Annotated in this window: 23 protein-coding genes; 14 read left to right on the top strand and 9 right to left on the bottom strand. The window is 63.6% G+C overall.

Features of this window, described 5'->3' with window-relative positions:
- The coding region (locus tag AC72UB_RS11660) for a transposase (protein WP_505189936.1) at positions 1–435 on the top strand (435 nt) is incomplete at its 5' end.
- Positions 436–471: 36 nt separating this feature from the next.
- Here the strand turns inward: AC72UB_RS11660 and AC72UB_RS11655 are convergent.
- Positions 472–801 carry a hypothetical protein gene (locus AC72UB_RS11655; protein ID WP_505189935.1) on the bottom strand — a complete coding sequence of 110 codons (330 nt, stop codon included), beginning with the start codon at positions 799–801 and terminating at the stop codon, positions 472–474.
- A gap of 117 nt (positions 802–918) precedes the next feature.
- Here AC72UB_RS11655 and AC72UB_RS11650 point away from each other — a divergent pair, with 117 nt between their 5' ends.
- The 3 genes from AC72UB_RS11650 to AC72UB_RS11640 all read left to right on the top strand — a co-directional run bounded on the left by AC72UB_RS11650 (position 919) and on the right by AC72UB_RS11640 (position 2,879).
- Positions 919–1,224 carry a hypothetical protein gene (locus AC72UB_RS11650; RefSeq protein WP_505189934.1) on the top strand — a complete coding sequence of 102 codons (306 nt, stop codon included), beginning with the start codon at positions 919–921 and terminating at the stop codon, positions 1,222–1,224.
- 72 nt (positions 1,225–1,296) lie between these two features.
- Complete coding sequence (locus AC72UB_RS11645) at positions 1,297–2,004, top strand: HupE/UreJ family protein (protein ID WP_505189933.1); 708 nt, start codon at positions 1,297–1,299, stop codon at positions 2,002–2,004.
- Between the two features lie 11 nt (positions 2,005–2,015).
- Positions 2,016–2,879, top strand: coding sequence for a hypothetical protein (locus AC72UB_RS11640; protein ID WP_505189932.1), 864 nt, complete (start codon positions 2,016–2,018; stop codon positions 2,877–2,879).
- A 91-nt stretch (positions 2,880–2,970) separates the two neighbouring features.
- On the opposite strand, the gene ptsP is transcribed toward AC72UB_RS11640, so the two are convergent.
- On the bottom strand, positions 2,971–5,232 hold the full coding sequence (ptsP, locus tag AC72UB_RS11635) for a phosphoenolpyruvate--protein phosphotransferase (RefSeq protein WP_505189931.1): 2,262 nt from the start codon (positions 5,230–5,232) through the stop codon (positions 2,971–2,973).
- A 200-nt stretch (positions 5,233–5,432) separates the two neighbouring features.
- On the opposite strand from ptsP, the gene AC72UB_RS11630 reads away from it, so the two are divergent.
- The gene (locus AC72UB_RS11630; protein WP_505189930.1) at positions 5,433–6,188 is read left to right on the top strand and encodes an SDR family NAD(P)-dependent oxidoreductase; all 756 of its coding nucleotides are present in this window, start codon (positions 5,433–5,435) and stop codon (positions 6,186–6,188) included.
- Between the two features lie 76 nt (positions 6,189–6,264).
- Here AC72UB_RS11630 and AC72UB_RS11625 read toward each other — a convergent pair whose 3' ends face one another.
- The gene (locus AC72UB_RS11625; protein WP_463289770.1) at positions 6,265–7,521 is read right to left on the bottom strand and encodes an aspartate kinase; all 1,257 of its coding nucleotides are present in this window, start codon (positions 7,519–7,521) and stop codon (positions 6,265–6,267) included.
- Between the two features lie 299 nt (positions 7,522–7,820).
- Positions 7,821–9,083 carry a phosphoribosylamine--glycine ligase gene (purD, locus tag AC72UB_RS11620; RefSeq protein ID WP_505189929.1) on the bottom strand — a complete coding sequence of 421 codons (1,263 nt, stop codon included), beginning with the start codon at positions 9,081–9,083 and terminating at the stop codon, positions 7,821–7,823.
- A gap of 65 nt (positions 9,084–9,148) precedes the next feature.
- Here purD and xseA point away from each other — a divergent pair, with 65 nt between their 5' ends.
- A complete protein-coding gene (gene xseA / locus AC72UB_RS11615; RefSeq protein WP_505189928.1) occupies positions 9,149–10,705 on the top strand; it encodes an exodeoxyribonuclease VII large subunit in 1,557 nt (518 codons plus the stop codon).
- 4 nt (positions 10,706–10,709) lie between these two features.
- Here the strand turns inward: xseA and AC72UB_RS11610 are convergent, their stop codons facing one another.
- Positions 10,710–11,117, bottom strand: a complete 408-nt coding sequence (locus tag AC72UB_RS11610; RefSeq protein WP_505189927.1) for a hypothetical protein — start codon at positions 11,115–11,117, stop codon at positions 10,710–10,712.
- On the bottom strand, positions 11,114–12,169 hold the full coding sequence (locus tag AC72UB_RS11605; protein WP_505189926.1) for an alkane 1-monooxygenase: 1,056 nt from the start codon (positions 12,167–12,169) through the stop codon (positions 11,114–11,116). The genes AC72UB_RS11610 and AC72UB_RS11605 overlap by 4 nt, the downstream gene beginning before the upstream one ends.
- A gap of 169 nt (positions 12,170–12,338) precedes the next feature.
- On the opposite strand from AC72UB_RS11605, the gene ftsY reads away from it, so the two are divergent.
- Entirely contained in the window at positions 12,339–13,451 is a 1,113-nt protein-coding gene (gene ftsY, locus AC72UB_RS11600; RefSeq protein ID WP_505189925.1) for a signal recognition particle-docking protein FtsY, read from the top strand.
- A gap of 51 nt (positions 13,452–13,502) precedes the next feature.
- The gene (locus AC72UB_RS11595; protein ID WP_463289764.1) at positions 13,503–14,114 is read left to right on the top strand and encodes an inner membrane-spanning protein YciB; all 612 of its coding nucleotides are present in this window, start codon (positions 13,503–13,505) and stop codon (positions 14,112–14,114) included.
- A 60-nt stretch (positions 14,115–14,174) separates the two neighbouring features.
- Here the strand turns inward: AC72UB_RS11595 and AC72UB_RS11590 are convergent, their stop codons facing one another.
- From AC72UB_RS11590 to AC72UB_RS11580, 3 genes are all read right to left on the bottom strand, one after another.
- The gene (locus AC72UB_RS11590) at positions 14,175–14,930 is read right to left on the bottom strand and encodes an EcsC family protein (protein ID WP_505189924.1); all 756 of its coding nucleotides are present in this window, start codon (positions 14,928–14,930) and stop codon (positions 14,175–14,177) included.
- Positions 14,931–15,006: 76 nt separating this feature from the next.
- On the bottom strand, positions 15,007–15,498 hold the full coding sequence (locus AC72UB_RS11585; RefSeq protein WP_505189938.1) for a GNAT family N-acetyltransferase: 492 nt from the start codon (positions 15,496–15,498) through the stop codon (positions 15,007–15,009).
- Between the two features lie 101 nt (positions 15,499–15,599).
- Positions 15,600–16,370 carry a DeoR/GlpR family DNA-binding transcription regulator gene (locus tag AC72UB_RS11580; RefSeq protein ID WP_463289762.1) on the bottom strand — a complete coding sequence of 257 codons (771 nt, stop codon included), beginning with the start codon at positions 16,368–16,370 and terminating at the stop codon, positions 15,600–15,602.
- A 284-nt stretch (positions 16,371–16,654) separates the two neighbouring features.
- Between AC72UB_RS11580 and glpD the strand changes: the two genes are divergently transcribed.
- The 6 genes from glpD to AC72UB_RS11550 all read left to right on the top strand — a co-directional run bounded on the left by glpD (position 16,655) and on the right by AC72UB_RS11550 (position 23,953).
- Positions 16,655–18,250, top strand: coding sequence for a glycerol-3-phosphate dehydrogenase (gene glpD / locus AC72UB_RS11575; protein WP_505189923.1), 1,596 nt, complete (start codon positions 16,655–16,657; stop codon positions 18,248–18,250).
- A gap of 10 nt (positions 18,251–18,260) precedes the next feature.
- On the top strand, positions 18,261–19,472 hold the full coding sequence (locus AC72UB_RS11570; protein WP_505189922.1) for an ABC transporter ATP-binding protein: 1,212 nt from the start codon (positions 18,261–18,263) through the stop codon (positions 19,470–19,472).
- A 181-nt stretch (positions 19,473–19,653) separates the two neighbouring features.
- On the top strand, positions 19,654–21,138 hold the full coding sequence (gene glpK / locus AC72UB_RS11565) for a glycerol kinase GlpK (RefSeq protein WP_505189921.1): 1,485 nt from the start codon (positions 19,654–19,656) through the stop codon (positions 21,136–21,138).
- Complete coding sequence (locus tag AC72UB_RS11560) at positions 21,135–22,280, top strand: iron-containing alcohol dehydrogenase (RefSeq protein WP_505189920.1); 1,146 nt, start codon at positions 21,135–21,137, stop codon at positions 22,278–22,280. Before glpK ends, AC72UB_RS11560 begins: the two co-directional genes overlap by 4 nt.
- A gap of 42 nt (positions 22,281–22,322) precedes the next feature.
- Complete coding sequence (locus tag AC72UB_RS11555; protein ID WP_505189919.1) at positions 22,323–23,177, top strand: carbohydrate ABC transporter permease; 855 nt, start codon at positions 22,323–22,325, stop codon at positions 23,175–23,177.
- The gene (locus AC72UB_RS11550; RefSeq protein WP_505189918.1) at positions 23,174–23,953 is read left to right on the top strand and encodes a carbohydrate ABC transporter permease; all 780 of its coding nucleotides are present in this window, start codon (positions 23,174–23,176) and stop codon (positions 23,951–23,953) included. The genes AC72UB_RS11555 and AC72UB_RS11550 overlap by 4 nt, the downstream gene beginning before the upstream one ends.
- Positions 23,954–24,056 lie beyond the last annotated feature (103 nt).

Genomic DNA, 24,056 nt, shown 5'->3' with positions numbered 1-24,056 from the left:
ATCATGGACTGGTATACCCGCAAGGTGCTGGCCTGGCGGATATCCAACACGCTGGAAGCCGACTTCTGCGTGGAGGCTTTGAACGAGGCGATCCATAAGTTCGGCCCGCCCGAGATCATGAACACGGATCAGGGCAGCCAGTTCACGTCCTTCGTCTGGACTGACAGGCTGAAACGGGTTGGCACCCGGATCTCTATGGACGGCAAAGGGCGCTGCATCGACAACATCTTCATCGAGCGCCTGTGGCGGTCCCTGAAGTATGAATGCGTCTATCTGCACGCCTGGGAAACCGGATCGCAGGCACGGGTCGGCATCGGGCGCTGGATCACCTTCTACAACCACCAACGCCCTCACACTGCCCATGGCGGCCAACCGCCCGCCGTGGTCTACTTTAACCGCATTGAAACCGATCAGCAGGTGCAGGCAGTAGCTTAAACAACCCGGAAAGCTGTCCAAGAGTTGGGGAGTAGCTCAATTTGCCAGTATCGGCGCTGCCTCACCCCAGCCCAAGCCTTCGCTGGTCACGTCTGGTTGCCGTGCGATCTTCTGTCGCGACAGCCTGAAGCGGCGGCACATCTTGCCTGCCATGCGGGCCTCTTCGATTATTGTGGACAGTTCTGGGCGCGTCACATGGCGCAAGAGCGCCTTGCCCGCGCCAATGGAGCGCGCGTCAACCTGTAGCGAGCGGGCATCCATGACAGCTCCCGCATCCACCCCAGCCGAAAAGCGCAAGCGGGTCGTGCCACCCGTCACAGTGGCCCAGAACGGCTTGACGGAAACCGATGGCCGCGAGGCTTGCATGGTGGTGCGGTGCTGCCATAAACCTGCGACACTATCTCTTGGGGGATAGAACCAGATGGGGCGCAGGTTCACGCGCTGTGGGGGCAGATGGGCACGGCACGAGTCGTATTGGCGAGGATGGCAGCATTTGTGCTCTTTGGTGCGCTTTCTTTCGCGCCGCTCTTCTTGGCCATCAGTCATGGTCCCGGCCAGCTTGCGATGGACGCCGATCATGCGGCTTTGCACGTGGAACAGGGCGGGCATTGGCACCCGACAGATCACGACCATCACGATGCTGCCGACCACGACCACAGCCCAACCGTGCTCCTGCCGGTCGAGGGTGAGTTGCAACCACGAAGGGCATCCGAAAGCTGGACCGCGCAGGCCGGTCGGTTGTCCGGCACCATCCGCGACGGTCCGCGCCGCCCACCTCGCCTGAGCTGATCGATCCTTCGCTGCGGTGAGCCTGACGGAAGCGCACCGCATGTTCTGTCAGTCAATCAACGGAAACACCTCATGACATTCTTCCATCCGACGCAACCGCGCGTCTGGGCGGTGCTTGCCATCATTGCCGTATCGCTCCTTTGGGCGGGCGCGGCGCTGGCGCATGCCGTCACCCTTGGCGACAAGGGCTACATTCAAGAAATCATCGGACCGCACATCATCCCCTTTCTCTATCTGGGGGCGAAGCACATGGTCACAGGCTATGACCACATCCTCTTCCTCTTTGGGGTGATCTTCTTCCTTTACGGGATGAAGGAGATTGGCCTTTACGTCACCCTCTTCGCCGTGGGCCATTCTGCGACAATGATCCTTGGTGTCTGGTTCAACTTTGGCATCAACGCCTATATCATCGACGCAATCATCGGTTTCTCGGTGATCTACAAGGCGCTCGACAACCTTGGAGCCTTTCGCCTTTGGTTCGGGGTACAGCCGGATACGCGGGTGGCGACGCTGGTCTTTGGCTTCCTGCACGGCTTTGGCCTTGCCTCAAAAATCATCGAATACAACATCGCCGCTGAAGGGCTTTTGGTGAACCTCATTGCGTTCAATGTGGGTGTGGAACTGGGGCAGCTTACCGCGCTCGCGCTCATCTTGCTGTTCATGCAGCGCTGGCGCGCCTCACCCTCCTTTGGCCGTCAGGCCTATACCGCAAACGTTATCATGATCGGCCTTGGAGCCTACCTGATGGGCTTCCAGCTCATCGGTTTGGCACTGGCCTGAGGGAGACAGACATGAACACCAATTCCGACACAACCCACACGCCACAAACCCCGTTGCGGGCAGACCGCCGGGCGAACCACGATGGGGCGGGACGGCTCCGTGGGGTCGAGGCGACCTCAGGCGGCCTGATCCGCTCAACGCTCATTGCAAGCGGGGCGGCAGTGGCCGTGTTGACCGTGGTCTATTTGCCCGCGGAATACGGGATCGATCCGACAGGGTTCGGCGCGGTTCTGGGGCTTACAGAGATGGGGCAGATCAAGCAGCAACTCTACGCGGAAGCCGAAGCAGATGAGGCAGGCGCGCGCGCAGTCGCGACACTTGACCCCGCCACATTGGGCAGGCTGGACCGGATCGAGGCGCAGTTGGCCGCAATTGGCGCGGTGATCGGCGCGCCTGCGGCCCTGACCGAAGCCCCGGCTCAAACTGTAGAAGAAGTCGCGGCAGCGCCGGCACCCGAACCAGAACCCTTCCCTGTGCCTGACACGGCCCCCGAGCTGACGGCCGAACCTGCCCCCGGCGAAACGACGGAAGCAGTCGATGCCGCCACCGCCGAGGCTACTTCCGGCTGGCGCGACGAAGTCAGCTATAGCCTTGCCCCCGGCGAGGGCATCGAGGTGAAGCTGGTCATGCAGGAAGGCCAGACCGCCCGCTTTGAATGGACAGCGAACGGATCGGTGGTGAACTACGATACCCACGGCGACGGCAGCGGTCAGAAGATCAGCTATGAACAGGGTCGCGGTGTGCCAGATCAGGCGGGTGAGCTGACCGCCGCCTTCACCGGAAACCACGGCTGGTTCTGGCGCAATCGCACCGACGCGCCGGTCACCGTTACACTGCGAACGGCTGGTGACTATGCCGAGATGAAGGCGCCATGAAAACAGATTCTGGCGGCTCTAATGGGCCGCCAGATCGGCTTAGACCTGTGCAGGCTTGTGACGAAGGGCTGCGGCAAAGCGACGTCCCCCCTTACGGCGGCAGAAGCGGACCCTTGCTTTGCGGCAGGCTGGCCAGCCAGTCCATCAGCCTTGGCCGCGCCGACATCTCACCCGCCGCGCGGGCCTCTTCGATCACCGCCCGCGCTTCCGCGAGCTTGACCCGGCGCAGAAGGGCCTTGACTGGGCCGATGGAAGCCGGGCGCATCGACAGGCCGCGCAGCCCCATAGCGGCGAAGGCGAGGGCTTCAACCGGGCGGCCCGCGTCCTCGCCGCAGAACGACAGCCGGGTGTTTGACACCGCACAGCGCTGCACGATCTGTTCAAGGAACGACAGGAACGACAGGTTCAGGCTGTCATAGCGTTTGCGCACACGCTCATTCTCGCGGTCGGCGGCAAAGAAGAACTGCTTGAGGTCATTGCCCCCGATCGAAATGAAATCGGTCAACTCAAAGAAGGCTTGCGGGGCAAAGGCAAGGCTGGGGGTTTCCAGCATGGCGCCAATTTCCAGCGTTGAGGGCACCAGATGGCCCAAGGACCGCTCCCGATGGATCTCTCGCAGAACATGCGAACGGGCCTCTTGGAACTCGGCATGTTCGGTGATGAAGGGGAACATGATCGACAGCGGGCGGCCGTTGGCGGCACGGATCAGGGCTTGTACCTGCATCCGCAAGACGCCCGGCTTGTCCAAGCCCACCCGAATGGCACGCCAGCCCATGGCGGGGTTCGGCTCATCCTGCGGCTTCATATAGGGAAGCACCTTGTCCGACCCGATGTCGAGCGTGCGGAAAGCGACCGGGCGGCCTTTGGCGGCGTCCATCACACGTGTGTAAAGCTGTGCCAACTCGCCGCGCTGGGGCATCTTGTTGCGGATCAGGAATTGCAGCTCGGTTCGGAACAGGCCGACGCCTTCGGCGCCTGATCCTTCCAGGCTGGGCAGATCGGCCATAAGGCCTGCGTTCATGTGCAAGGTGAGAGACACCCCATCGCGGGTGGTGGCGGGCAGATCGCGCAAGCTCGCATAGCGCTTTTGCGCCTCGGCCTGCATGGCGACCTTGTCGCGGAAGCTGCGCGAGACGGTGTCTTCGGGGCGCAGATGCACGATACCTTGGTCGCCATCGACCAAGATGGCATCGCCGTTCAGCGCCTCGGAGGTGATGTTGCGGGCGTGGATCACCATGGGTATTGCCAGCGCGCGGGCGACGATGGCGGCGTGGGAGCCAACAGATCCCTCTTCCAGCACCACGCCCTTCAGCTTGCGCCCATAGTCCAGCAGCTCCGCAGGTCCAATGTTGCGCGCCACCAGCACCGGGTTGTCGGGCATCTGCGCGCCCGTGTCCTTGCCCTGCCCTGTCAGAATGCGCAGCAGGCGGTTGGACAGATCATCCAGATCATTCAGCCTTTCGCGCAGGTAAGCGTCTTCCACCTGCTCCAACCGATTGCGGGCCGTGGATTGTTCTTTCTCCACCGCCGCCTCGGCCGAAAGGCCACGCTGGATGTCTTCTTCCATCCGGCGCAGCCAGCCGCGCGAATGGGCAAACATGCGATAGGCCTCAAGCACGGCCTTTTGGTCTTTATCAAGGCTTTCGGCGGCCAGAAGATCATCGACCGAGACGCGCAACACGCCCACAGCCTCGCGGATGCGGTCGATCTCGGTCAGGGGGTCATCGGCCACGGGGTTGGTGACCACCACGCGCGGCTCGTGCAACCAGACCCGGCCCATGGCGGTGCCTTCCTGCCCGGTGCCGCCGCGAAACATCACCGGCTTTTTGTGGAGCGCCTGCACCCCGTCCCCGGCAAAGGCGCCAAGCTCGGTCATTTCGGCCAGCACCATGGCAACCACGTCCAGCGCGTCGATCTCGTCTTCGGAATAGCTGCGCGCGGTCTTGGACTGCACGACAAGAACGCCCAGTTTCTCGCCCACCCGCTGGATCGGCACACCAAGGAAGGAGGAATAAATCTCTTCCCCGGTTTCCGGCATAAAGCGGAAGCCCTTTTCCGATGGCGCATCGGCGGTGTTCACGGGCTGACCGGTGCGGGCCACGCGACCCACCAACCCCTCGCCCAGTTTCATCCGGGTCTGGTGAACGGCCTCGGGGCGCAGGCCCTCGGTGGCGCAAAGCTCCAGCGTTTCGGCATCGCGGAACAGATAGATCGAACAGACCTCGGTCTTCATGCTGTCGGCAATGAGGTGGGTGATGCGGTCAAGCCGCTCTTGCCCCTTGGCAGGGGTGGCAAGCACATCGCGCAAGCGCCGCAAGAGCTTGCGGCTGTCGCTTTCACTGCGGTCTGACATGGGTCAAGGGCTCCTCGACCCAGCTATAGGACCAATGCGTACCAAAGGGGAGTGACTTTTGGCCAAGTCTGCCGGCCAGATCGGGGTTTTCGCGCAGAATTTCGACATCTGCCCAAGATATGGGCAGTTCGCGCGCGAAACCTTGCCCTTGCGGGCAGGCTGCGTCAGATAGGGCGCACCCCAGACCAGCCGAGGCCATTATGACCCAAGAGTTCGCCATCTATCCCAGCCTGCGCGGCAAGACCGTGTATATCACCGGGGGGGCGCAAGGAATTGGGGCCGAGATCGTGCGGGCCTTTGCCGCGCAAGGCGCGCGCGTGGGCTTTTTGGACCGCGACGCAGAGGCCTCGCGCGCCTTGGCCGCGGAGGTGCCCGGCGTGGCCTTTGCCCTGTGCGACCTGCGCGACATTGCCGCGATGCAGGGCGCGCTGGTTGACCTGAAGGCTCAGATCGGGCCTGCGTCGGTCTTGGTCAACAATGCCGCGCGCGATGACCGCCATGGCTGGAAAGACGTGACGCCCGAGTATTGGGATGAACGCCAAGCCACCAATCTGCGCCACATGTTCTTTGCCATTCAGGCGGTTGCGCCTGACATGATTGCCGCCGGCGGCGGCTCGATCATCAACATGGGGTCGAATTCGTGGTTCGAGGCGGGCGGCGGCTTTCCCGCCTATGCCACGGCAAAGGCCGCCGTGCATGGGCTGACGCGCACCATGGCGCGCGATCTCGGTCGCCACCGCATCCGCGTCAATGCCGTGGTGCCGGGCTGGATCATGACCGAGCGGCAAAAGACGCTTTGGGCCACGCCCGAGACGTTGGAGGCGCACCGCAACCGCCAGTGCCTGCCAGATCTGATCGATCCAGTCTATGTGGCGCGGATGGTGCTGTTTTTGGCCTCGGACGATGCGGCGATGTGTTCGGCCTCGAATTACATGGTCGAGGCAGGGTCAATCTAACCCGCGACGCGGGTGCAAAGAAAACCCCCCGGTCGCAGCGCTGCGACCGGGGGTTTTCACTGCAAAGCGGCTGGCCTCAGGCCTTGTCCAACTCGAACACGTCATGCAGCGCCTGCACGGCAAGTTCCATATACTTACGGTCGATCAGAACCGATATCTTGATCTCCGAAGTGCTGATCACCTTGATGTTCACATTCTCAGCCGCCAAAGCGGCGAACATCTTGGCGGCCACCCCAACTTGGCTGCGCATACCAATGCCGACGACGGAAATCTTGGCCACATCCGTGTCGGTTACCAGCTTGCCATAGGTGAATTTGCCAGCCCCCTTGGCTTCTTCCATGGCCTTGCGCGCGCGCTCCACCTGATTGGTGGGCAGGCTGAAGGTCATGTCGGTATAGGCGCGCTTGTCGGAGGGGTCGTCCAACTCCGAGATGTTCTGGACAATCATGTCCACATTCACCCCAGCCTCGGCCAAGGGGCCGAAGATGGCCGCGGCGATGCCGGGGCGGTCTTCAACCTTAACCAGCGTCATCTTCGCCTCGTCGCGGCTGTAGGCGACGCCAGAAACAACTTTCGATTCCATGATTTCGTCCTCGTCGCAGACCAGAGTTCCAGAAGTCTCATCCGTATCCTCGAATGAGGACAGCACCCGCAGGCGCACCTTGTAGCGCATGGCAAGCTCGACCGATCGGGTCTGCAAGACCTTGGCACCCAGCGAGGCCAGCTCAAGCATCTCCTCGAAGGCGATCTTGTCCAGCTTGCGCGCCTTGTCGCAGATGCGCGGGTCGGTGGTATAGACACCGTCGACATCGGTGTAGATGTCGCAGCGCTCGGCGCCAAAGGCGGCGGCAAAGGCCACAGCGGTGGTGTCAGAACCACCCCGGCCCAACGTCGTGATGCGGCCCTCGGCCGAAAGGCCCTGAAAGCCCGCAACCACCGCCACCTTAAAGCCTTCGGCAAACTTGGCAGTGATGTTGTCAGCCGGGATCGACATGAAGCGGGCCGAGCCATGGGCGGAGGTGGTGTTGATCGGCACCTGCCAGCCCTGCCATGACCGCGCTGGAATGCCCATTTCCTGCAACCGCAGCGCCATCAGGCCCGCCGTCACATTCTCACCCGAGGCCACAACGGCATCATACTCGCGCGCATCATAGAGCGGCGAGGTCTTTTCGACCCAGCCCACCAGCTCGTTGGTCTTGCCCGACATGGCGCTGACGATGACGATCACGTCATAGCCGCGTTCCACCTCGCGCTGCACCTTCTGGGCGGCATTGGCGATGCGGTCGAGATCCGCCACCGAGGTGCCACCGAATTTCATCACCAATAACGGCATGGGTATCTCCCGCAGCCAGCAAATCCGGCGCTTCTTTAGGGCCCCCGCACGCCCCCTGCAAGAGGCCAAACCTGCCCATCTGCCACGCCTTGGGCCCTTTCTTTCCGGTGTTGCACCCTTTTACCGCCGGCGTAGGGGGGCTTTACCCCCCTCGCGCGTGCCGCGCTCACCCCCCAGAGTATTTCAAAAGGCGCAAATCAGGGGCTGAGCCGATCTTTGATTTGCGCCTTTCCAAATACTCTCGGGGGGTGAATGGCCGCAGGCCAGAGGGGGGCAGACGGCCCCCCTGCCCGGTCTGGTCAAAGGGCGCGCCACCCGATGTCCGAGCGGCAAAAGCCCTCGGGCCAGTCGAGGTGGTCGATCATGGCATAGGCGCGGTTGCGGGCTTCGGCCAGGCTGTCGCCGCGCGCGGTGACGTTCAGCACGCGGCCACCATTGGCACAGATGCGGCCGTCTTTCTCGGTGGTGCCAGCATGGAAAACCATATGGCGGCTGTCTTCGGGCAAGCGGGTCAGGCCGCGGATCTCACTGCCTTTCTGATAGGAACCGGGATAGCCCTTGGCGGCCATGACAACGGTGATCGCGTGATCGTCGGCCCAGTTCACCTGCGCCTGATCCAGACGGCCCTCGGCGCAGGCCAGCATCATATCCAGCGCCTGTGCGCCAAGGCGCATCATGAGGACTTGGGTTTCCGGATCGCCAAAGCGGGCATTGTATTCCACCAGCCGCCCTTGCCCGTCCTTGATCATCAGGCCAGCATAAAGGACGCCCTGATAGGGCGTGCCGCGCCGGGCCATTTCACGGATGGTGGGCAGCACGATTTCTGACATTGCGCGGGCTGCAATCGCATCGGTCAGCACCGGCGCAGGAGAATAGGCCCCCATTCCGCCGGTGTTCGGCCCGGTGTCGCCGTCGCCCACACGTTTGTGGTCTTGGGCGGTGCCGATGGGAAGGGCGTTTACGCCATCGGTGAGGATGAAGAATGACGCCTCTTCGCCGGTCATGAATTCCTCGATCACGACTTCGGCCCCGGCCGCGCCAAATTCGCCACCGAACATGTCGTCGATGGCGGCAAGCGCCTCGTCCAGAGTCATCGCCACGATCACGCCTTTGCCGGCGGCCAAGCCATCGGCCTTGACCACAATCGGCGCGCCTTGAGCCGTGACATAGGCCCGTGCCGCAGCGGCTTCGGTGAAGCGAGCATAGGCGGCGGTGGGGGCAGCGCAGGCGTCGCAGATTTCCTTGGTGAAGCCCTTGGAGGCCTCAAGCCGCGCGGCGGCGGCAGACGGGCCAAAGGTCAAAAGCCCCGCCGACCGGGTGGCATCGGCAACGCCTGCCGCCAAGGGGGCCTCGGGGCCTATGATAACGAAGTCGATGGCATTTTCTTCGCAAAAGGTCACGACGGAGGCGCCGTCAAGGATATTGATATCGGCCACCTCAGCCAGTTGCGCGATCCCGGCATTGCCCGGCGCCACGATCAGCCGGTCGCATTTAGGGTTTTGCTTGACCGCCCAAGCCAGCGCATGTTCGCGCCCGCCGCTGCCGAGGATCAGGATATTCATCGGTCGCCCCTTTGCCTTTGCCGTGCCCGCGTCATAAGGTTCCCCCCCAAAGGAGGCAAGCGCCGATGGACATGTTCGAAGACGCCGCACCTGTGAGCAACCAGCCCGAATACACCGTGTCGGAACTGTCAAGCGCGGTCAAACGGGTGATCGAGGGCGAGTTTGGCCTGGTGCGCGTGCGCGGCGAGGTGGGGCGCGTCAGCCGTCCGGCCTCGGGGCATTTGTATTTCGACCTGAAGGATGATCGCAGCGTGATTGCCGCGATTTCATGGAAGGGCCAGCTTGCCAAGATGCAGACCCGGCCTGAGGAGGGGATGGAGGTTATTGCCACCGGCAAGATGACCACCTTTCCGGGTCAGTCGAAGTATCAGTTGATCGTCGACGATGTGGTGCCAGCCGGGGCGGGTGCCTTGATGGCCATGCTGGAGAAGCGCAAGGCGGCGCTCGGGGCCGAGGGGCTGTTTGACGCAGGTCGAAAGAAGCCTATCCCCTATTTGCCCAGCGTGATTGGGGTGGTCACATCACCCTCGGGCGCGGTGATCCGCGATATCCTGCACCGCTTGCGCGACCGGTTCCCGCGCCACGTGCTGATCTGGCCGGTCGCCGTGCAGGGTCAGGCCTGCGCGGCTGAGGTTGCAGCGGCCATTCGCGGGTTCAACGCGCTGGAGCCGGGAGGGCCGATCCCGCGGCCGGATCTTTTGATCGTAGCCCGGGGGGGCGGCAGTCTGGAGGATCTGTGGGGGTTCAACGAGGAAATCGTGGTGCGCGCGGCGGCGGCCTCTCGGATTCCGCTGATCTCGGCTGTGGGGCATGAGACCGACACCACGCTGATCGACTATGCCGCCGACCTGCGCGCGCCAACCCCAACGGCGGCGGCGGAACTGGCGGTGCCGGTGCGGTTGGAGCTGTTGGCGGGGCTGGATGCCTTGGGCGCGCGGCAAAGCCGGGCTGTGGCACAGGGTGCCAATGTTCGCGGCCAGCGCCTGCGCGATCTGGCGCGCGCCCTGCCACGGCTGGAGACGCTTTTGGCGCAGCCCGCGCAGCGGCTGGACCTGTGGTCCGGCCGCCTCGGGGGCGCTTTGGGTATGGCGGCGGCGCGCAAGCGCGCGGCCTTTGAGCGCGCGGCGCGGCTGCGGGTGGAGACGCTGGTCGGTCTGATCGCCATCAAGACCACTGATTTGCAGACCCGCGCCCAGCGGCTTGGTGACCGCGCCGCTTTGGCGGTGGAGCGCAAGCACGGGCAGATGGACAAATGGGCCTCGCGGTTGGAGCCGGCACTGGCGCGGCTGATGTCGGGCGCGGCGCGGGATATCGGGCGCGACCGTGAGCGGCTGGCGGCGTTGGACAGCCGGTTGCACGCAGCACCGGCGCGGCGGCTGGTCGATCTTGTCGCGCGGTTGGAGCAGACCGACCGCACGCGGCTCACCTTGGGTTACCGCGAGACCCTGAAACGCGGCTTTGCCGTGGTGCGCGGCGAGGGCGAGGTGGTGACGACCAAGGCCGGGGCCGAGCGCAGCGCCAGTCTTGAGATCGAATTTGCCGATGGCAAACTGGCGCTGGGTCCGCGCGCGCCGCGCAAGGGCAAAGCTGAGGGCGGGCCGGATCAGGGCAGTTTGTTCTAGGGGCTTATGCCCCCACAAACTCGCACTGCATGGGGCTATTGGCCGGGACAAGGCGCACGACCGGGCCGTCGTCCCTGCCCTCATACCACCCCCACAATTCGCCTTGATGGATGTTGTAGATCCAGCAGTCGGGCTCATCTGGGCGGTCTTCGTAGGAAAAGCAAATCTGTTCGCCGACCTGGTCCCAAATGGCTGATTTGCAGCCCGTGGCGTCTTTCCAGATGGCGCGCTGACCGGGCAGGAATTCTTCGATGCCGTAGAGCGTGAACGGGTCGTAAGTGTCCATCCGCTTGCCCAAGGTCAGGGCATCAAAGGCGCGGGCGTCAAGCGGTGGGCCGCCGGGAAGGGCGGTCTCGGCAAGCGCAGGGGCGGTCAGGCAGGCCAGACAGGCGAGAAGGGTTGCGCGCCTCATACGGCTTTCCATTTCGCCAGATGCGGGCGGATCGCGCGTTTCCACAGCGGCGGGAACAGCGCCAAGGTACAGGCCACCGGCAAGGGCCAGGGCAGGTGCGGGGCGTCGGTGGCGTCAGGCAAGCGCAATGCGGGATAGGGCCGCGCGGGGTGGGCGTGGTGGTCGGAATGGCGGGGCGCGTTCAGCATCATGGCCGAGGAAAACCACTGCGGCGCGTTCCAGGAATGGCGCCCGGCGACGGGTTCCAGCCGCCCATCGTCACGGGTTGCACGGGTCAGGCCGTAGTGTTGCACGTAATCTGACAGCATCAGTTGCAGTTGCGCGTGAAGCGCCAGCGCCACCCAGACAACAAGGCCCCAGCCCCCCGCCAAGAACGCTGCAACCGTCAGTGTCAGCGCCGCGCCGCCCAGATAAACAGCGTAAGGATGCAGCCCGCGCCCTGCCTTCGACCGCGCCCGTAGCGCGTTTTCCTCGGCCCAGCCACGCAGGAAACTGCCGCCCCATGCGCGCAGGAAAAAGCGGTAGAACCCCTCACCCGCACGGGCCGAGTTGGGGTCGGCGGCGCTCGCGGCGTGGCGGTGATGCACAAGGCGGTGGGCGCTGGAATGGTGGCCGAAAAGCAGGCTCGTGTAGACCGTAACACCAAGACCATAGAGCGCGCGGTTGCCGCGATGGATCAACTCATGCGCCATGGGGTTTGAAACCTGACCGAACCACAGCCCCGCCCCCAGCATCAGCGCAGCGCGCTGCCAACCCGACAACCCGCTGTCCCCGGCGACAGCCCAGACGACGATGGGCAGCGCGATGAGGTGGCCGCAGGCCAATCCGAAGAGTAATCCGTCAGCGGCGGGAAACTCGGCGCCTGCGGGCGCATCCCCCATGAAAAGGCCCTTGATCTGGTCAAGCACCGCCACAAGCGCGGTCATATAGACAAGGCCCGCAAAGGCCCAAAGCCCACCCGCCCCGATACCAAGCGCAAAGAGCAGCAGCGGGCTGGCAGAGGCCAGCGCGAAAAGGATCATCGGCAAAGGGTTTTTCGTCAAATCACGCATTTGGCCAAAGCTAGCATGGTCAATCGGGGCGAACAGCCGGGAATTTGCCGCAAGGTGCGGAAAAATGCCATGGCCCTGCGCGGCCAAGTCCCAGCACTTTGCCGCCGAGACCCTTTCCCTTGGGGCGCAAATTGACTAGGTGATGACAAACAGCCAAAGGCACCTGCCCATGTCCTTCTTCAAGAAACTCAAGGAACGGATGTTCCGATCCTCGGACAAGATCGGCGAGGGGCTGGACGCTTTGGTGGCCGAAGCGCCTGAGCTTGCGGAAGAGGTCGTGCCAGAGGTCCCGGGTGAGGTTGCGGCTGCGGCGGCCGATGTGGTACCGCCCCCTGTCCCGCCCACTCCCCCTATGCAGGCGTCCGCAACTGCCGCTGCACCGCAGTCCGCCGCCGAGCCGGCCAAGCCAAGCCTTCTGGGGCGCCTTTTTGGCAAGACCGAAGAACCGCGCCGCGTCTTGGATGATGCGATGCTGGAAAGCCTTGAAGATCTGCTCATTCAGGCCGACTTGGGGGTCGAAACCGCCACCCGCGTCACGGCCAATATCGCCGAAGGGCGCTTTGGACGGAAGATCGGCGCGACCGAGTTGCGGCAGGCCTTGGCCGATGAGGTGGCCCGCATCATGGAACCCGTGGCGCGGCCCTTGCCGCTCTATCCGCAAAAGCCGCAGGTGGTTTTGGTGGTGGGGGTCAATGGCTCTGGCAAGACCACGACCATTGGCAAGCTGGCCAGCCAATTCCGCGCCGCCGGGAAAAAAGTGGTGATTGCCGCCGGAGACACCTTTCGCGCCGCTGCGGTGGAACAGTTGCAGGTTTGGGGCCAGCGCGCGGGCGTGCCGGTCCTGACCGCGCCCGAAGGATCGGATCCCGCAAGCCTTGCCTTTGACGCGCTGACCCAAGCGCAGGCTGAGGGCGCGGATCTCTTAATGATCGACACCGCAGGTCGCTTGCAAAACCGCGCCGATCTGATGGAGGAGCTCGCCAAGATTGTGCGGGTGATCCGCAAAGTCGACCCCAGCGCGCCGCACAACACGCTTTTGGTCTTGGATGCTACCACCGGGCAGAACGCGGTGATGCAGGTCGAGATTTTCCGCAAGATCGCCGATGTTTCGGGTCTGGTGATGACGAAGCTCGATGGCACGGCCAAAGGTGGGGTTCTGGTGTCTTTGGCCGATAAGTTTGGCCTGCCGATCCATGCGATTGGCGTGGGCGAGCAGATTGACGATCTGTCGCCCTTTGATCCGCAGGAATTCGCCCGCGCGCTGGTGGGCTTAGACACCTAACGCCCCGCCCGTGGCGGTGTGGCGCATTTTGACATCAAGGGAACGGACGCGATGGCTGAAGTCAGGAAGATCAATCCGCTGGTGAAAACGGCGCTGGAACTGGGGCCGGTCCTTTTGTTCTTTATCGGTTTCACCATGACGAAGGGCCAGACCTATCTGATCGGTGGCTCCGAATACTCGGGCTTTTTGGTGATGACGGCAGCCCTGATCGTGATGATCATGATCACCTCTGGCATCTATTGGGCGCTGACCGGGACGCTGTCGCGGATGCAGATCTTAACGCTGGTGCTGGTGGTTGTGCTGGGTGGGATTTCGGTCTGGTTGAAGGATGAGCGCTTTCTCAAGATGAAGCCGACGCTGGTTTACGTGGCCTTTGGGACCATTTTGGGCATCGGGCTTCTGCGGGGCCAGTCCTATCTCTCGCTGGTGATGGACCAGGCTTTGCCGCTGCAGCGCGAAGGCTGGATGATCCTGACGCGCCGTCTGACCGCGTTCTTTTTTGTGCTGGCGGCGGCCAATGAGGCGGTCTGGCGGCTGATGTCGACCGAGGCTTGGGTCAATCTGGAGACCTTTGGCACGCCGGTGGTGATGTTCGCCTTCTTCATGGCGCAGGCGCGGGTCATTGACCGCTACAGTATCAACGACGACGACAAAGCGGCTTGACTGTGACGCGAAGCGCGGGCGACGGCGGCGTCTAAGGGCGTCTGCGCTGCTCAGACCGGATCAGCGGTTCCGGCTTAGGCGTGGGGCGGCGGTGGCTTCGGCAAAGCGGGCGGCCACGGCGGCCCCGCCGTGCTGCACGGCAAGACGCATGAGCGCAAAGCGGATGCGCGCCACTTCGCGGTAATAGCGCAGGAAGGCGGCATTCAGCGCCGCCCCACTGACCGCGCCCAGCACGGGTACCGCCTGCGCGGCCAGTTTCTGGCCCAAGGCGGCGGCCAATCGCGGGGCGACGGTGGCGATCACCCCTTGCAGCGCGGGACCGGTCAGGGTCAGACGCGCCGAGAGAAACGAGGTGTTCACCCCGTCATCGGCGGCCAAGGGGCTGCCGGCGGCAAAAACCTCCAGACAGGCGGCGCGCACGCCCGGCTCATTCGGGTCAAAGCCGGCCTTCACCGCCTCGGCGCGGATGGCGCGCAGGATGACGGTGATCGTGACCGGCAATTCAGCGATGGATGTGACAAGCCCCCCTGCCCCGCCTGCCGCCCCGGTGGCCATAACAGCCATCATGGTGCCGCGCCCGCCCGCCTCACCGCCAAAGCCCGCAAGACCGTGCGCCGCCATGAGTGCGGCAGATGTGACGCGTTCGACCTCAGCCCTTAGGCTGGGGGGCAGGAGGGCCAATTGCTGATCCACGCTGCCGCCAAGCTTGTTCACAAGCGCCATCAATGGGCCATTGGCCCGCTTGGCGGCACGCGCAAGGGCCGCGATATCGCGGTCAAGGTCAGGGCTTGGCAGGGCGGGCAGGTTTGCGGTCATGAGGGCAATGTGGCCCCGGTCGGCACCCCTTGCAAGATGATGGCCGTGAATAACCACAAGCGCGACAAGTTGGGGATCAGACCCCGGTCGCCTTGGTCACCGGGCCAACAACCCCCGCCCAAGCGCCGGTTTTCAGTGCAAGCCCCAGAACCCGGTCGGGGTTGGTGGGGGGCGGCATAACGACACCCGTCAGGATGGCAAAGCCAAAGCGGCCGTAATAGGGCGCATCACCCACCAAGACCACCCGCTCCCAGCCCAGACGCCGGGCCTCGGCCAGACTTTCGTTGATGAGCAGACCGCCCAGCCCCTCACCCTGCCGTGTGGGGTGAACCGCCACAGGACCAAGCAGCAGCACATCCTCACCCGCCACCTCGACCGGCCAATAGCGGATGGCGGCGGCCAAGGTGCCATCATCGTCGCGCAAAACCAGACACAAGGCGGCCACTGTGGGCACTCCGTCGCGCAGACGGTAGGACGACAGCGCCGTGCGCCCCGGCGCGAAGCACAGGTCGTAAAGCGCCTCCACCTCCCACCAGTCGGCGTCGGTCTCTTCTTCCAGCTTGTACACGCGCAGCCGCCCCGGGGAATCAATCGCACAAGGGGCTAACATGGGGGGGCGGGGGGATCAAACGGCGATTTTGGCCGCAGAATTTCCAGCGGGCGCAGGGGTTAAATGGGGGAGGTTGCGACCACCACCTCGGTGCCCCATTCGCTGCATTTCAGCGCCAGATCGCGTGGCAAGGGTTGATCGGTAAAGACCGTGGTGATTTCCGACAGCGAGGCCAGTCGCGCAGGAGCCGAGCGGTCCAGTTTGGAATGATCGCAGACCAGAAACACTTTGCGCGCCTGCCGGATGATCGCCTTGGACACCCGCACCTCGGCCAGATCAAAATCCAGCAGATCGCCGTCGCGGTCCAGCGCCGAGGCGCCGATCACGGCATAATCGACCTTGAACTGTTCAAAGAACTGGGTGGTCAATTCCCCCACAAGCCCGCCGTCCGACCGGCGAAGCGCCCCACCCGCCACCATGATCTCGCAGCCCGAGTTGGCGGCAAGGATATTGGCGACGTTCATGTTGTTGGTCACCACGGTCAAATTGCGGTGGCCCAAAAGCTCACGCGCGACGGCTTCGGTCGTGGTGCCAAGGTTCATGATAAGCGAGCAGTTCTCCGGGATCGCCGCCGCGCAGGTGCGGGCAATGGCGGTCTTGGCGGCCTCGTTCATCCGGCGGCGCTGTTCATAGCCCAGATTTGCCACGCCGGTTTTTGGCACCGCCCCACCATGCACGCGGTCAAGATGCCCCAGATCCGCCAGTTCAGTCAGGTCACGGCGGATGGTCTGCAGCGTCACATCGAAACGTTGGGCCAAATCCTCCACCACCACGCGGCCTTCGGCGCGGGCAATTTCCAGAATCTCACTTTGGCGAAAGCTGAGCGCCACGGAATGTTCCTTTTACTTCGCTCTTGGTCGTCGAGTTTCGCCAAACCGAACCGGACGATCAAGCTGGAAATTTCGCCGCATCTGCACGACTACCCTCGCTGCATCGCAGCGCGTAGAGATGCGAAAATAGGCGCTTCGCGCAGAAGTGGTGCTGTTTCAGGAAATTACCTGTAACTTGCAATCGAAAATGTTCGGTTTTAGTCCATTTTATCAGAAACGAAAAAGAATGATTGACGACGAAGCGCGATTCGCCCCATCTTGACGCCGCAGGGGAGGAAACCGGAGTGTCCACGAAGACCAGGCCCGATGTGGCCGATCTTTTCATTATCGGCGGCGGCATCAATGGCTGCGGGATAGCCCGCGACGCCACGGGCCGGGGTCTGTCGGTGGTGCTGGCCGAACAGGGCGATCTGGCGCAGGCAACCTCGTCGGCCTCGACCAAGCTGTTTCACGGCGGATTGCGCTATCTCGAGTATTTCGAATTCCGCCTCGTGCGTGAGGCGCTAGAGGAGCGCGAGACCCTCTTGGTCGCCATGCCCCATATCTCATGGCCGATGCGCTTTGTGCTGCCCTATCACCCCGATATGCGGTTTGAGGGCGACACGCCCACCGGGCGACTGATGGCGCGGCTGATGCCGTGGATGAAGGGACGGCGGCCGTCTTGGCTGATCCGGCTGGGGCTGTTCTTGTATGACACGCTGGGCGGGCGGAAGATTTTGCCCGCAACGCGGACGCTGGACCTGACGCGCGATCCGGCAGGCGCAGCGCTGCAAACGCGGTTCCGCCATGCCTATGAATATTCCGACTGCTGGGTCGAGGACAGCAAGCTCGTCTCGCTGAACGCCCGCGATGCGGCCGAGAGGGGGGCGCAGATCATGACGCGCACGCGCGTCATTTCGGCCAACCGGCTTGACGGTCTGTGGCAGATCGAAACCGAAGGGCCGCAGGGGCGGCACCACTATCGCGCCCGCGCCTTGGTCAATGCCGGCGGGCCTTGGGTCGAAGACGTGATCCGCAACGTGGCGCGGATCAATTCGTCCGAAGGGGTGCGGCTGGTGCGCGGCAGCCATATCGTGACGCGCAAGCTTTATGACCACGATCGCTGCTATTTTTTCCAAGGCACCGATGGGCGGATCATCTTTGCCGTGCCCTATGAGCAGGACTTCACCCTGATCGGCACCACCGACAAGGATCATCAGGGCGCGCCCAAAGACGCTGTGTGCACCGATGAAGAGCGCGATTATTTGCTGAACTTTGCCAGCCAGTATTTCGCCAGACCGGTGACAGTCGAGGATGTGGTCTGGACCTATTCCGGGGTGCGGCCGCTGTACAATGACGGGGCGAAATCGGCCACGGCGGCGACACGCGATTATGTGCTGTCGTTGGACACCAACGGCGCGCCCTTGCTGAACGTGTTTGGCGGCAAGATCACCACCTATCGGCGTCTGGCGGAATCGGCCTTGGAAAAGCTGCAGCCGTTCTTTGCGCAGGCCAAGGGCCCGTGGACCGCGCGGGTGGCGCTGCCGGGGGGCAATTTTGCCCATGACGGCGTGCCTGCGCTGACAGCATCGCTCAAGGCGCGGTTCGGGTTCTTGACCGACTATTGGGCAGCACGGCTGATCCGCGCTTACGGCGCTGAGGCGGCGGCCGTCTTGGGCGATGCGCGCAAGGCCACCGATCTGGGCCGCGACTTTGGCGCGACGCTGACCGAGGCCGAGGTGCGCTGGCTGATGGCCCATGAATTTGCCTGCACAGCCGCCGATGTAGTCTGGCGGCGCACTAAGCTGGGCCTGCGGATGACCCAAGATCAGATGGCCGCGCTGGATGCCTATATGGCCAGCGCGGAAGGTCACGGGGCGGTCAGCCCCGCGGCGGAATGAAGGGGGACGGATGGCGCTGGAATTGCAATCAGTCAGCCGGGTGGTCAAGGGGCAGGTCCATATCCAGCCCACGACCCTCACGCTGGAGAAGGGCACGATGAACGTGCTTTTGGGGCCGACGCTGTCGGGCAAGACCTCGCTCATGCGGCTGATGGCGGGGCTGGATGTGCCGTCCACCGGGCGGATCTTGTGGCATGGGGCCGATGTGACGGGCCAGCGGGTGCAGGACCGCAAGGTGGCGATGGTCTATCAGCAGTTCATCAATTATCCGGCCATGACGGTTTACGACAACATCGCCTCGCCCCTGCGGTTGATGGGCAAATCCAACGCCGAGATTGACCGCGCGGTGCGCGAAACCGCCGAAATGCTGAAGCTGACACCGATGCTGACGCGCAAGCCCTTGGAGCTTTCGGGTGGCCAGCAGCAGCGCTGCGCGCTGGTGCGCGCTTTGGTCAAAGGCGCAGGACTGGTCCTGTTGGATGAGCCTTTGGCCAACCTCGACTATAAGCTGCGCGAGGAATTGCGTGCCGAAATCCCCCGGATCTTTGAAGCCTCGGGCGCCATCTTTGTCTATGCCACGACCGAGCCGGAAGAGGCGCTGTTGTTGGGCGGCCAGACTGCCACCCTGTGGGAGGGGCGCATCACCCAGTTCGGACCAACGCCCGAGGTCTATCGCCAGCCTGCGGATGCCACCACGGCGCGGGTGTTCTCGGACCCGCCGATGAATTTCGTGCCATGCACGAAGGCCGGCGCGCAAATGACCTTGGGGCTGGATGCCACAGCCCCGGCCAAGGGCGCTTTTGCCGGGCTTGCCGATGGGGGCTATCTTGCGGGCTTCCGAGCCAATCACCTGCATCTGAACCGCCCCTCTGCCCAAGCGGTGGAGTTTCGTTGCACGCTGGGGGTGACGGAAATCACCGGGTCTGAAACCTTTTTGCACCTTCATCATGGTCCCGACCGCTGGGTTGGGCTGGTGCATGGGGTGCATGATCTCGCGCCGGGGGCCGAGCTTTCGGTCTGGCTGGACCCCGCAAGAAGCACTGGATGCCCTGTGCGAGGAGCAGGAAAAGGTGCTCGAGCGGATCGAGCGTGCTGGCGTTCAGGGCGACATCGGCCCGAAGATGAACGAACCGCAGGACGCACAGGTCTGGCTGGACGAACCCGGTTCGCCGGTTGCCAAGTTGGAAAACGAAAAGCCCCAAGGCGAGACCATCGCGTATGACGAGCTGATCAAGTCCTGGCAGAACTGATGTTTTAGGCGGGCGGGCGCATTTTTGCGCCCGCCCCTCTTTCTTTCCTGTCAATCTTGTCGAACCACTGGCTGCGGATGCGCGGCTTGCGCCGCACCCGACATCTGGGCAAGTGTTTCCACCAGCATGACAGCAGACCGGACCGATCACAGCATGACCCATATCCTTGCCATCGATCAGGGCACCACCTCCTCGCGGGCGATCCTGTTTGACGCCAATCTGAAGGTGCGGGCGGTCGCCCAAGAGGAGTTTGCCCAGCATTACCCGGCCTCGGGCTGGGTCGAACATGACCCGTCCGATCTGTGGTCCACCGTTGCTGGCACGGCGCGGGCGGCCATAGAAAAGGCCGGGATCAGTGCGCGCGACATTGCCGCCATCGGCATCACCAACCAGCGTGAGACAACCCTGATCTGGGACCGCGCCACGGGTGAGCCCATTCACCGCGCCATCGTCTGGCAAGACCGTCGCACCGCCGACACCTGCGATGCGCTCAAGGCGGCGGGCCATGAGCCGATGATCACCGCGCGCACCGGGCTTTTGCTGGACCCCTATTTCTCGGCCACCAAGATCAAGTGGATGCTGGACCATGTGCCAGGTGCCCGCGACCGGGCCAAGCGGGGCGAGTTGGCCTTTGGCACGGTGGACAGTTACCTGATCTGGAAGCTGACCGGCGGACGGGTGCATGCGACCGACGCCACCAATGCGGCGCGCACGATGATCTACAACATCGCCACCAATGAGTGGGATGCCGAGATTTGTGGGCTGTTGGATATTCCGATGGCGCTGTTGCCAGAGGTGCGCGATTGCGCGGCCGATTACGGCGTCACGCGGGCGGATCTTTTTGGCTATGAAATCCCGATCCTTGGGGTGGCGGGTGATCAACAGGCGGCCACTGTCGGCCAAGCCTGTTTCCGCCCCGGCATGATGAAATCGACTTATGGGACGGGCTGCTTTGCGCTTTTGAACACCGGTCACCAGATGGTGCCGTCGACCAACCGGCTCTTGACCACCATTGCTTACCGCCTGAACGGCCAGACGACCTATGCCCTGGAAGGGTCGATCTTCATCGCCGGCGCCGTGGTGCAATGGCTGCGCGACGGGCTGAAGATCATCCGCGAGGCGAAGGAAACCCAGCCTTTGGCGGATGCGGCGGACCCGTCGCAGGATGTCATTCTGGTGCCAGCCTTCACCGGCCTTGGCGCGCCCTATTGGCGGCCCGATTGTCGGGGCGCGATTTACGGGCTGACGCGAAATTCCGGCCCGGCGGAACTCGCACGGGCGGCTTTGGAAAGCGTGGGCTACCAGACGCGCGATCTGCTTGAGGCGATGCGTGCCGATTGGGGCACGTCGGCCGAAGGGATCTTGCGGGTCGATGGCGGCATGACCGCCTCAGATTGGGCGATGCAGTTTCTGTCCGACATTCTGGGCGCGCCGGTAGACCGCCCGGTGGTGACCGAAACCACGGCACTGGGTGCGGCCTATCTGGCGGGCCTTCAGGCCGGGCTTTGCGCGCCGCCGGAGGAATTCCAAAGTTCGTGGGCGCTGGAGCGGCGCTTTACCCCCGCCATTGACCCCGCCATCCGCGATGCCAAATACGCGCGCTGGGGGCGGGCGGTGGCTGCGACCATGTCGGTATGACGCCCTTTGCGGTCACCAGCCCCGGTCGCATTTTGTTCGGGCGCGGTGAGGCGGGTAAGGCCCCGGCCCTTCTGCGCGGCTTTGGCACGCGGGGGCTGATCGTGCATGGCGCGAACCCGGCCCGGTTGGCGGGGCTTTTGGCCGATCTTGGCGTGGGGCAAGACGGCATTCTCACGATCAGATGCGCTGCCGAACCAAGCCTGCCCATGCTGGAAGAGGCGCTGATGCTTGCGCGGGCGCATGCGCCCGATTGGGTTTTGGGGTTGGGCGGCGGGTCGGTGCTGGATATGGCCAAGGCGCTGGCCGGGCTGATCCCGGCCAAAGCTGGGCCGATGGACCATCTGGAGGTGGTGGGCCGCGGCCTGCCCCTCACAGAAGTCCCCCTGCCCTTCATCGCGATCCCCACCACAGCAGGCACCGGATCCGAGGCCACGAAAAACGCTGTGATCGGCCTGCCCGACCATGGCCGCAAAGTCTCCTTGCGCGATGACCGGATGCTGGCGCGGCTGGCGATTGTGGATCCTGCCTTGACCGATGGCACGCCTTGGGCGGTGACGCTGGCCTCGGGGCTGGATGCGGTAACGCAGGTGATTGAGCCTTTCGTGTCGGTGAAGGCCACGCCCTACACGGATGCGATTTCTGCTCCGGCGATTGGCGTGGGACTGATGGCGCTGCAACGGCTGCGGCAGGGTGAGGACAAGGGCGCGCGCGACACGCTGGCATGGGTCAGCCTGTCGGGCGGGCTGGCCTTGGCCAATGCGGGGCTTGGTGCGGTGCATGGGCTGGCAGGGGTGATCGGCGGGCTCTGCCCTGCCCCGCATGGGGCGGTATGCGGCGCGCTGCTCGCCCCGATCCTGCGGGTCAATCGCGACCATGCCGAGGCGGGAAGCGAGGCCGCGCGGCGGCTGGACGTGGTCTTTGCCACGATTGCCGAGCACTTGGGCGGTACCGCCAAGGACGCCCCTGACACGCTGGCGCATTGGGCCAAAGCGGCCGGGCTTCCGGGGCTGACCGCGATGGGCTTTGCGCCAGACTGGCAAGAGAAAACCGCCGAGGCCGCCCTTGGCGCCTCCTCCACCAAGGGCAACCCCGTGGTGCTGCCCCATGCGGCGCTGTTGGATGCTTTGCGCCGTGCCGCCTGAACCGCCGCGCATTTGGCTTGGTCAACGGCCGAGGTGCCTGTGATGCAAAGCCAAAGCAAATGGGCGCTGATCCTTGTGCTTCCAGCCTGCCTGCTTCTGGCGGTGATCGGGCTTTTGCCGCTGCTTGCTGTGGTGAATTACGGCTTTCACGACATCTTTTCGCTGAGCGATGTGCATTGGGTGGGCTTCGATTGGTTTGCTGACATTCTCGGGTCTGATCGGTTCTTGGCCTCGCTGGGCCGCAGCCTCTTGTTTTCGGCGCTGACGCTGGCCATCCAGCTGCCCTTGGGGATTGCCGTTGCGCTGATGCTTTTGGGCTTTGGTCGCTTTGCGATCTGGGGATTGATGCTGTGCGCGCTGCCCTTGGTGGTGCCGTGGAACATGATCCCGATGCTGTGGCTGGGCATGATCGACACGCAGTCGGGCCTACTGGGGCCGGGCTTGGCGGCGGTGGGGTTTGATTACAAGTTCACCGCGCTGCACACATGGGCGCTTATCTTGGTGATGGACACGTGGCACTGGCTCGGGCTGGTGGTGATCTTGTCCTATGCCGGGCTGTCGGCCATTCCACCGCAATATCGGCAGGCAGCCGTAATTGACGGGGCCTCGCGTTGGGCCATCTTTCGCCACATCGAATTGCCGCGCCTGTCGGGGGCCTTGGCGATCGTGATCCTGATCCGCTTTGTTGACAGCTTCATGATCTACACCGAGGCCTTTACGATCAATGCCGGGGGCCCGAATGACGCGACGCGGTTCTTGTCCTTGGAACTGGGCGAAGAGATCAAGGGCTTTTCCTATGGGCAGGCGGCAGCGCGGGCGACGCTGTATTTTCTAATCGTGCTGGCGGTGACCTATGTTTTTGTGGTGGTCACCCGCAGACAGGAAGATCGGCCATGATGCGGGTGCTGGGCGGGGCGGCGCTGGCCGTGTTTATCCTTCTGCCACTGGTGCAGGCGGTGCTGCTGAGCTTTACCGTCACTTTGGAAAAGGACGGAGTTGCGGCGGGCGCGGTGGGGCTGATGAACTATGCCGACGTGCTGGCCGCACCAGAACTGCGCGCAGCGATGATCAATTCTGCCGTCTACGTCTGCCTGAACGTGGCCTTGTGCATCGGGGTGGGTCTGCCAGCCGCCTATGCGCTGGCGCGGTTCCGCTTTCTGGGAGACCGCCACTTCCTACTCGCAATGCTTGTCTTTCGCATGACACCGCCGGTGGTGCTGTCCTTGCCGATCTTCATCCTGTTTTCAAAACTGGGGCTGGTGAATTCGCCCCTTGGCATTGCGTTGGTGCATTGCCTGTTCAACCTACCCATTACGATCTGGATCTTGGAAAGCTTCATTCGCGCCGTACCCAGCGCCTTTGATGAAACCGCCTTTATCGATGGCCATTCCGGACCTTCGTTCTTTTTCCGCCATCTCGTGCCGATGATCGCGCCGGGCATCGGAGTGGCGGCGTTTTTCTGTTTCATCTTCAGCTGGGTCGAGGTGGTGTTCGCCCGCATTCTGACCGTGACGGCGGGCAAGCCGATCACCATGGCGATCAATGCGATGTTCACCTTCCAGACCGATATCGGGATGGTGATGGCGATGACCTGCCTGTCGCTTGTGCCGGGGGTGGCGATGATCTGGCTGGTGCGCAACCATCTGGCGCGCGGGTTTACCTTGCGCGCCTAAGGTCCGGTGGACGCATCACACCTGAGCGGCGAAGAATTTGCTCCGCCATTGTCGGTCATCAATGAAGGGCCCAATTAAAGCCGAAACACTTGGGTTCTTGTGA

Source organism: Allotabrizicola aquatica (SeqCode) (genome assembly GCF_965194375.1).
GTDB classification, from domain to species: domain Bacteria; phylum Pseudomonadota; class Alphaproteobacteria; order Rhodobacterales; family Rhodobacteraceae; genus Tabrizicola_A; species Tabrizicola_A aquatica.
This window is presented reverse-complemented; position numbering and strand designations above follow the sequence as displayed.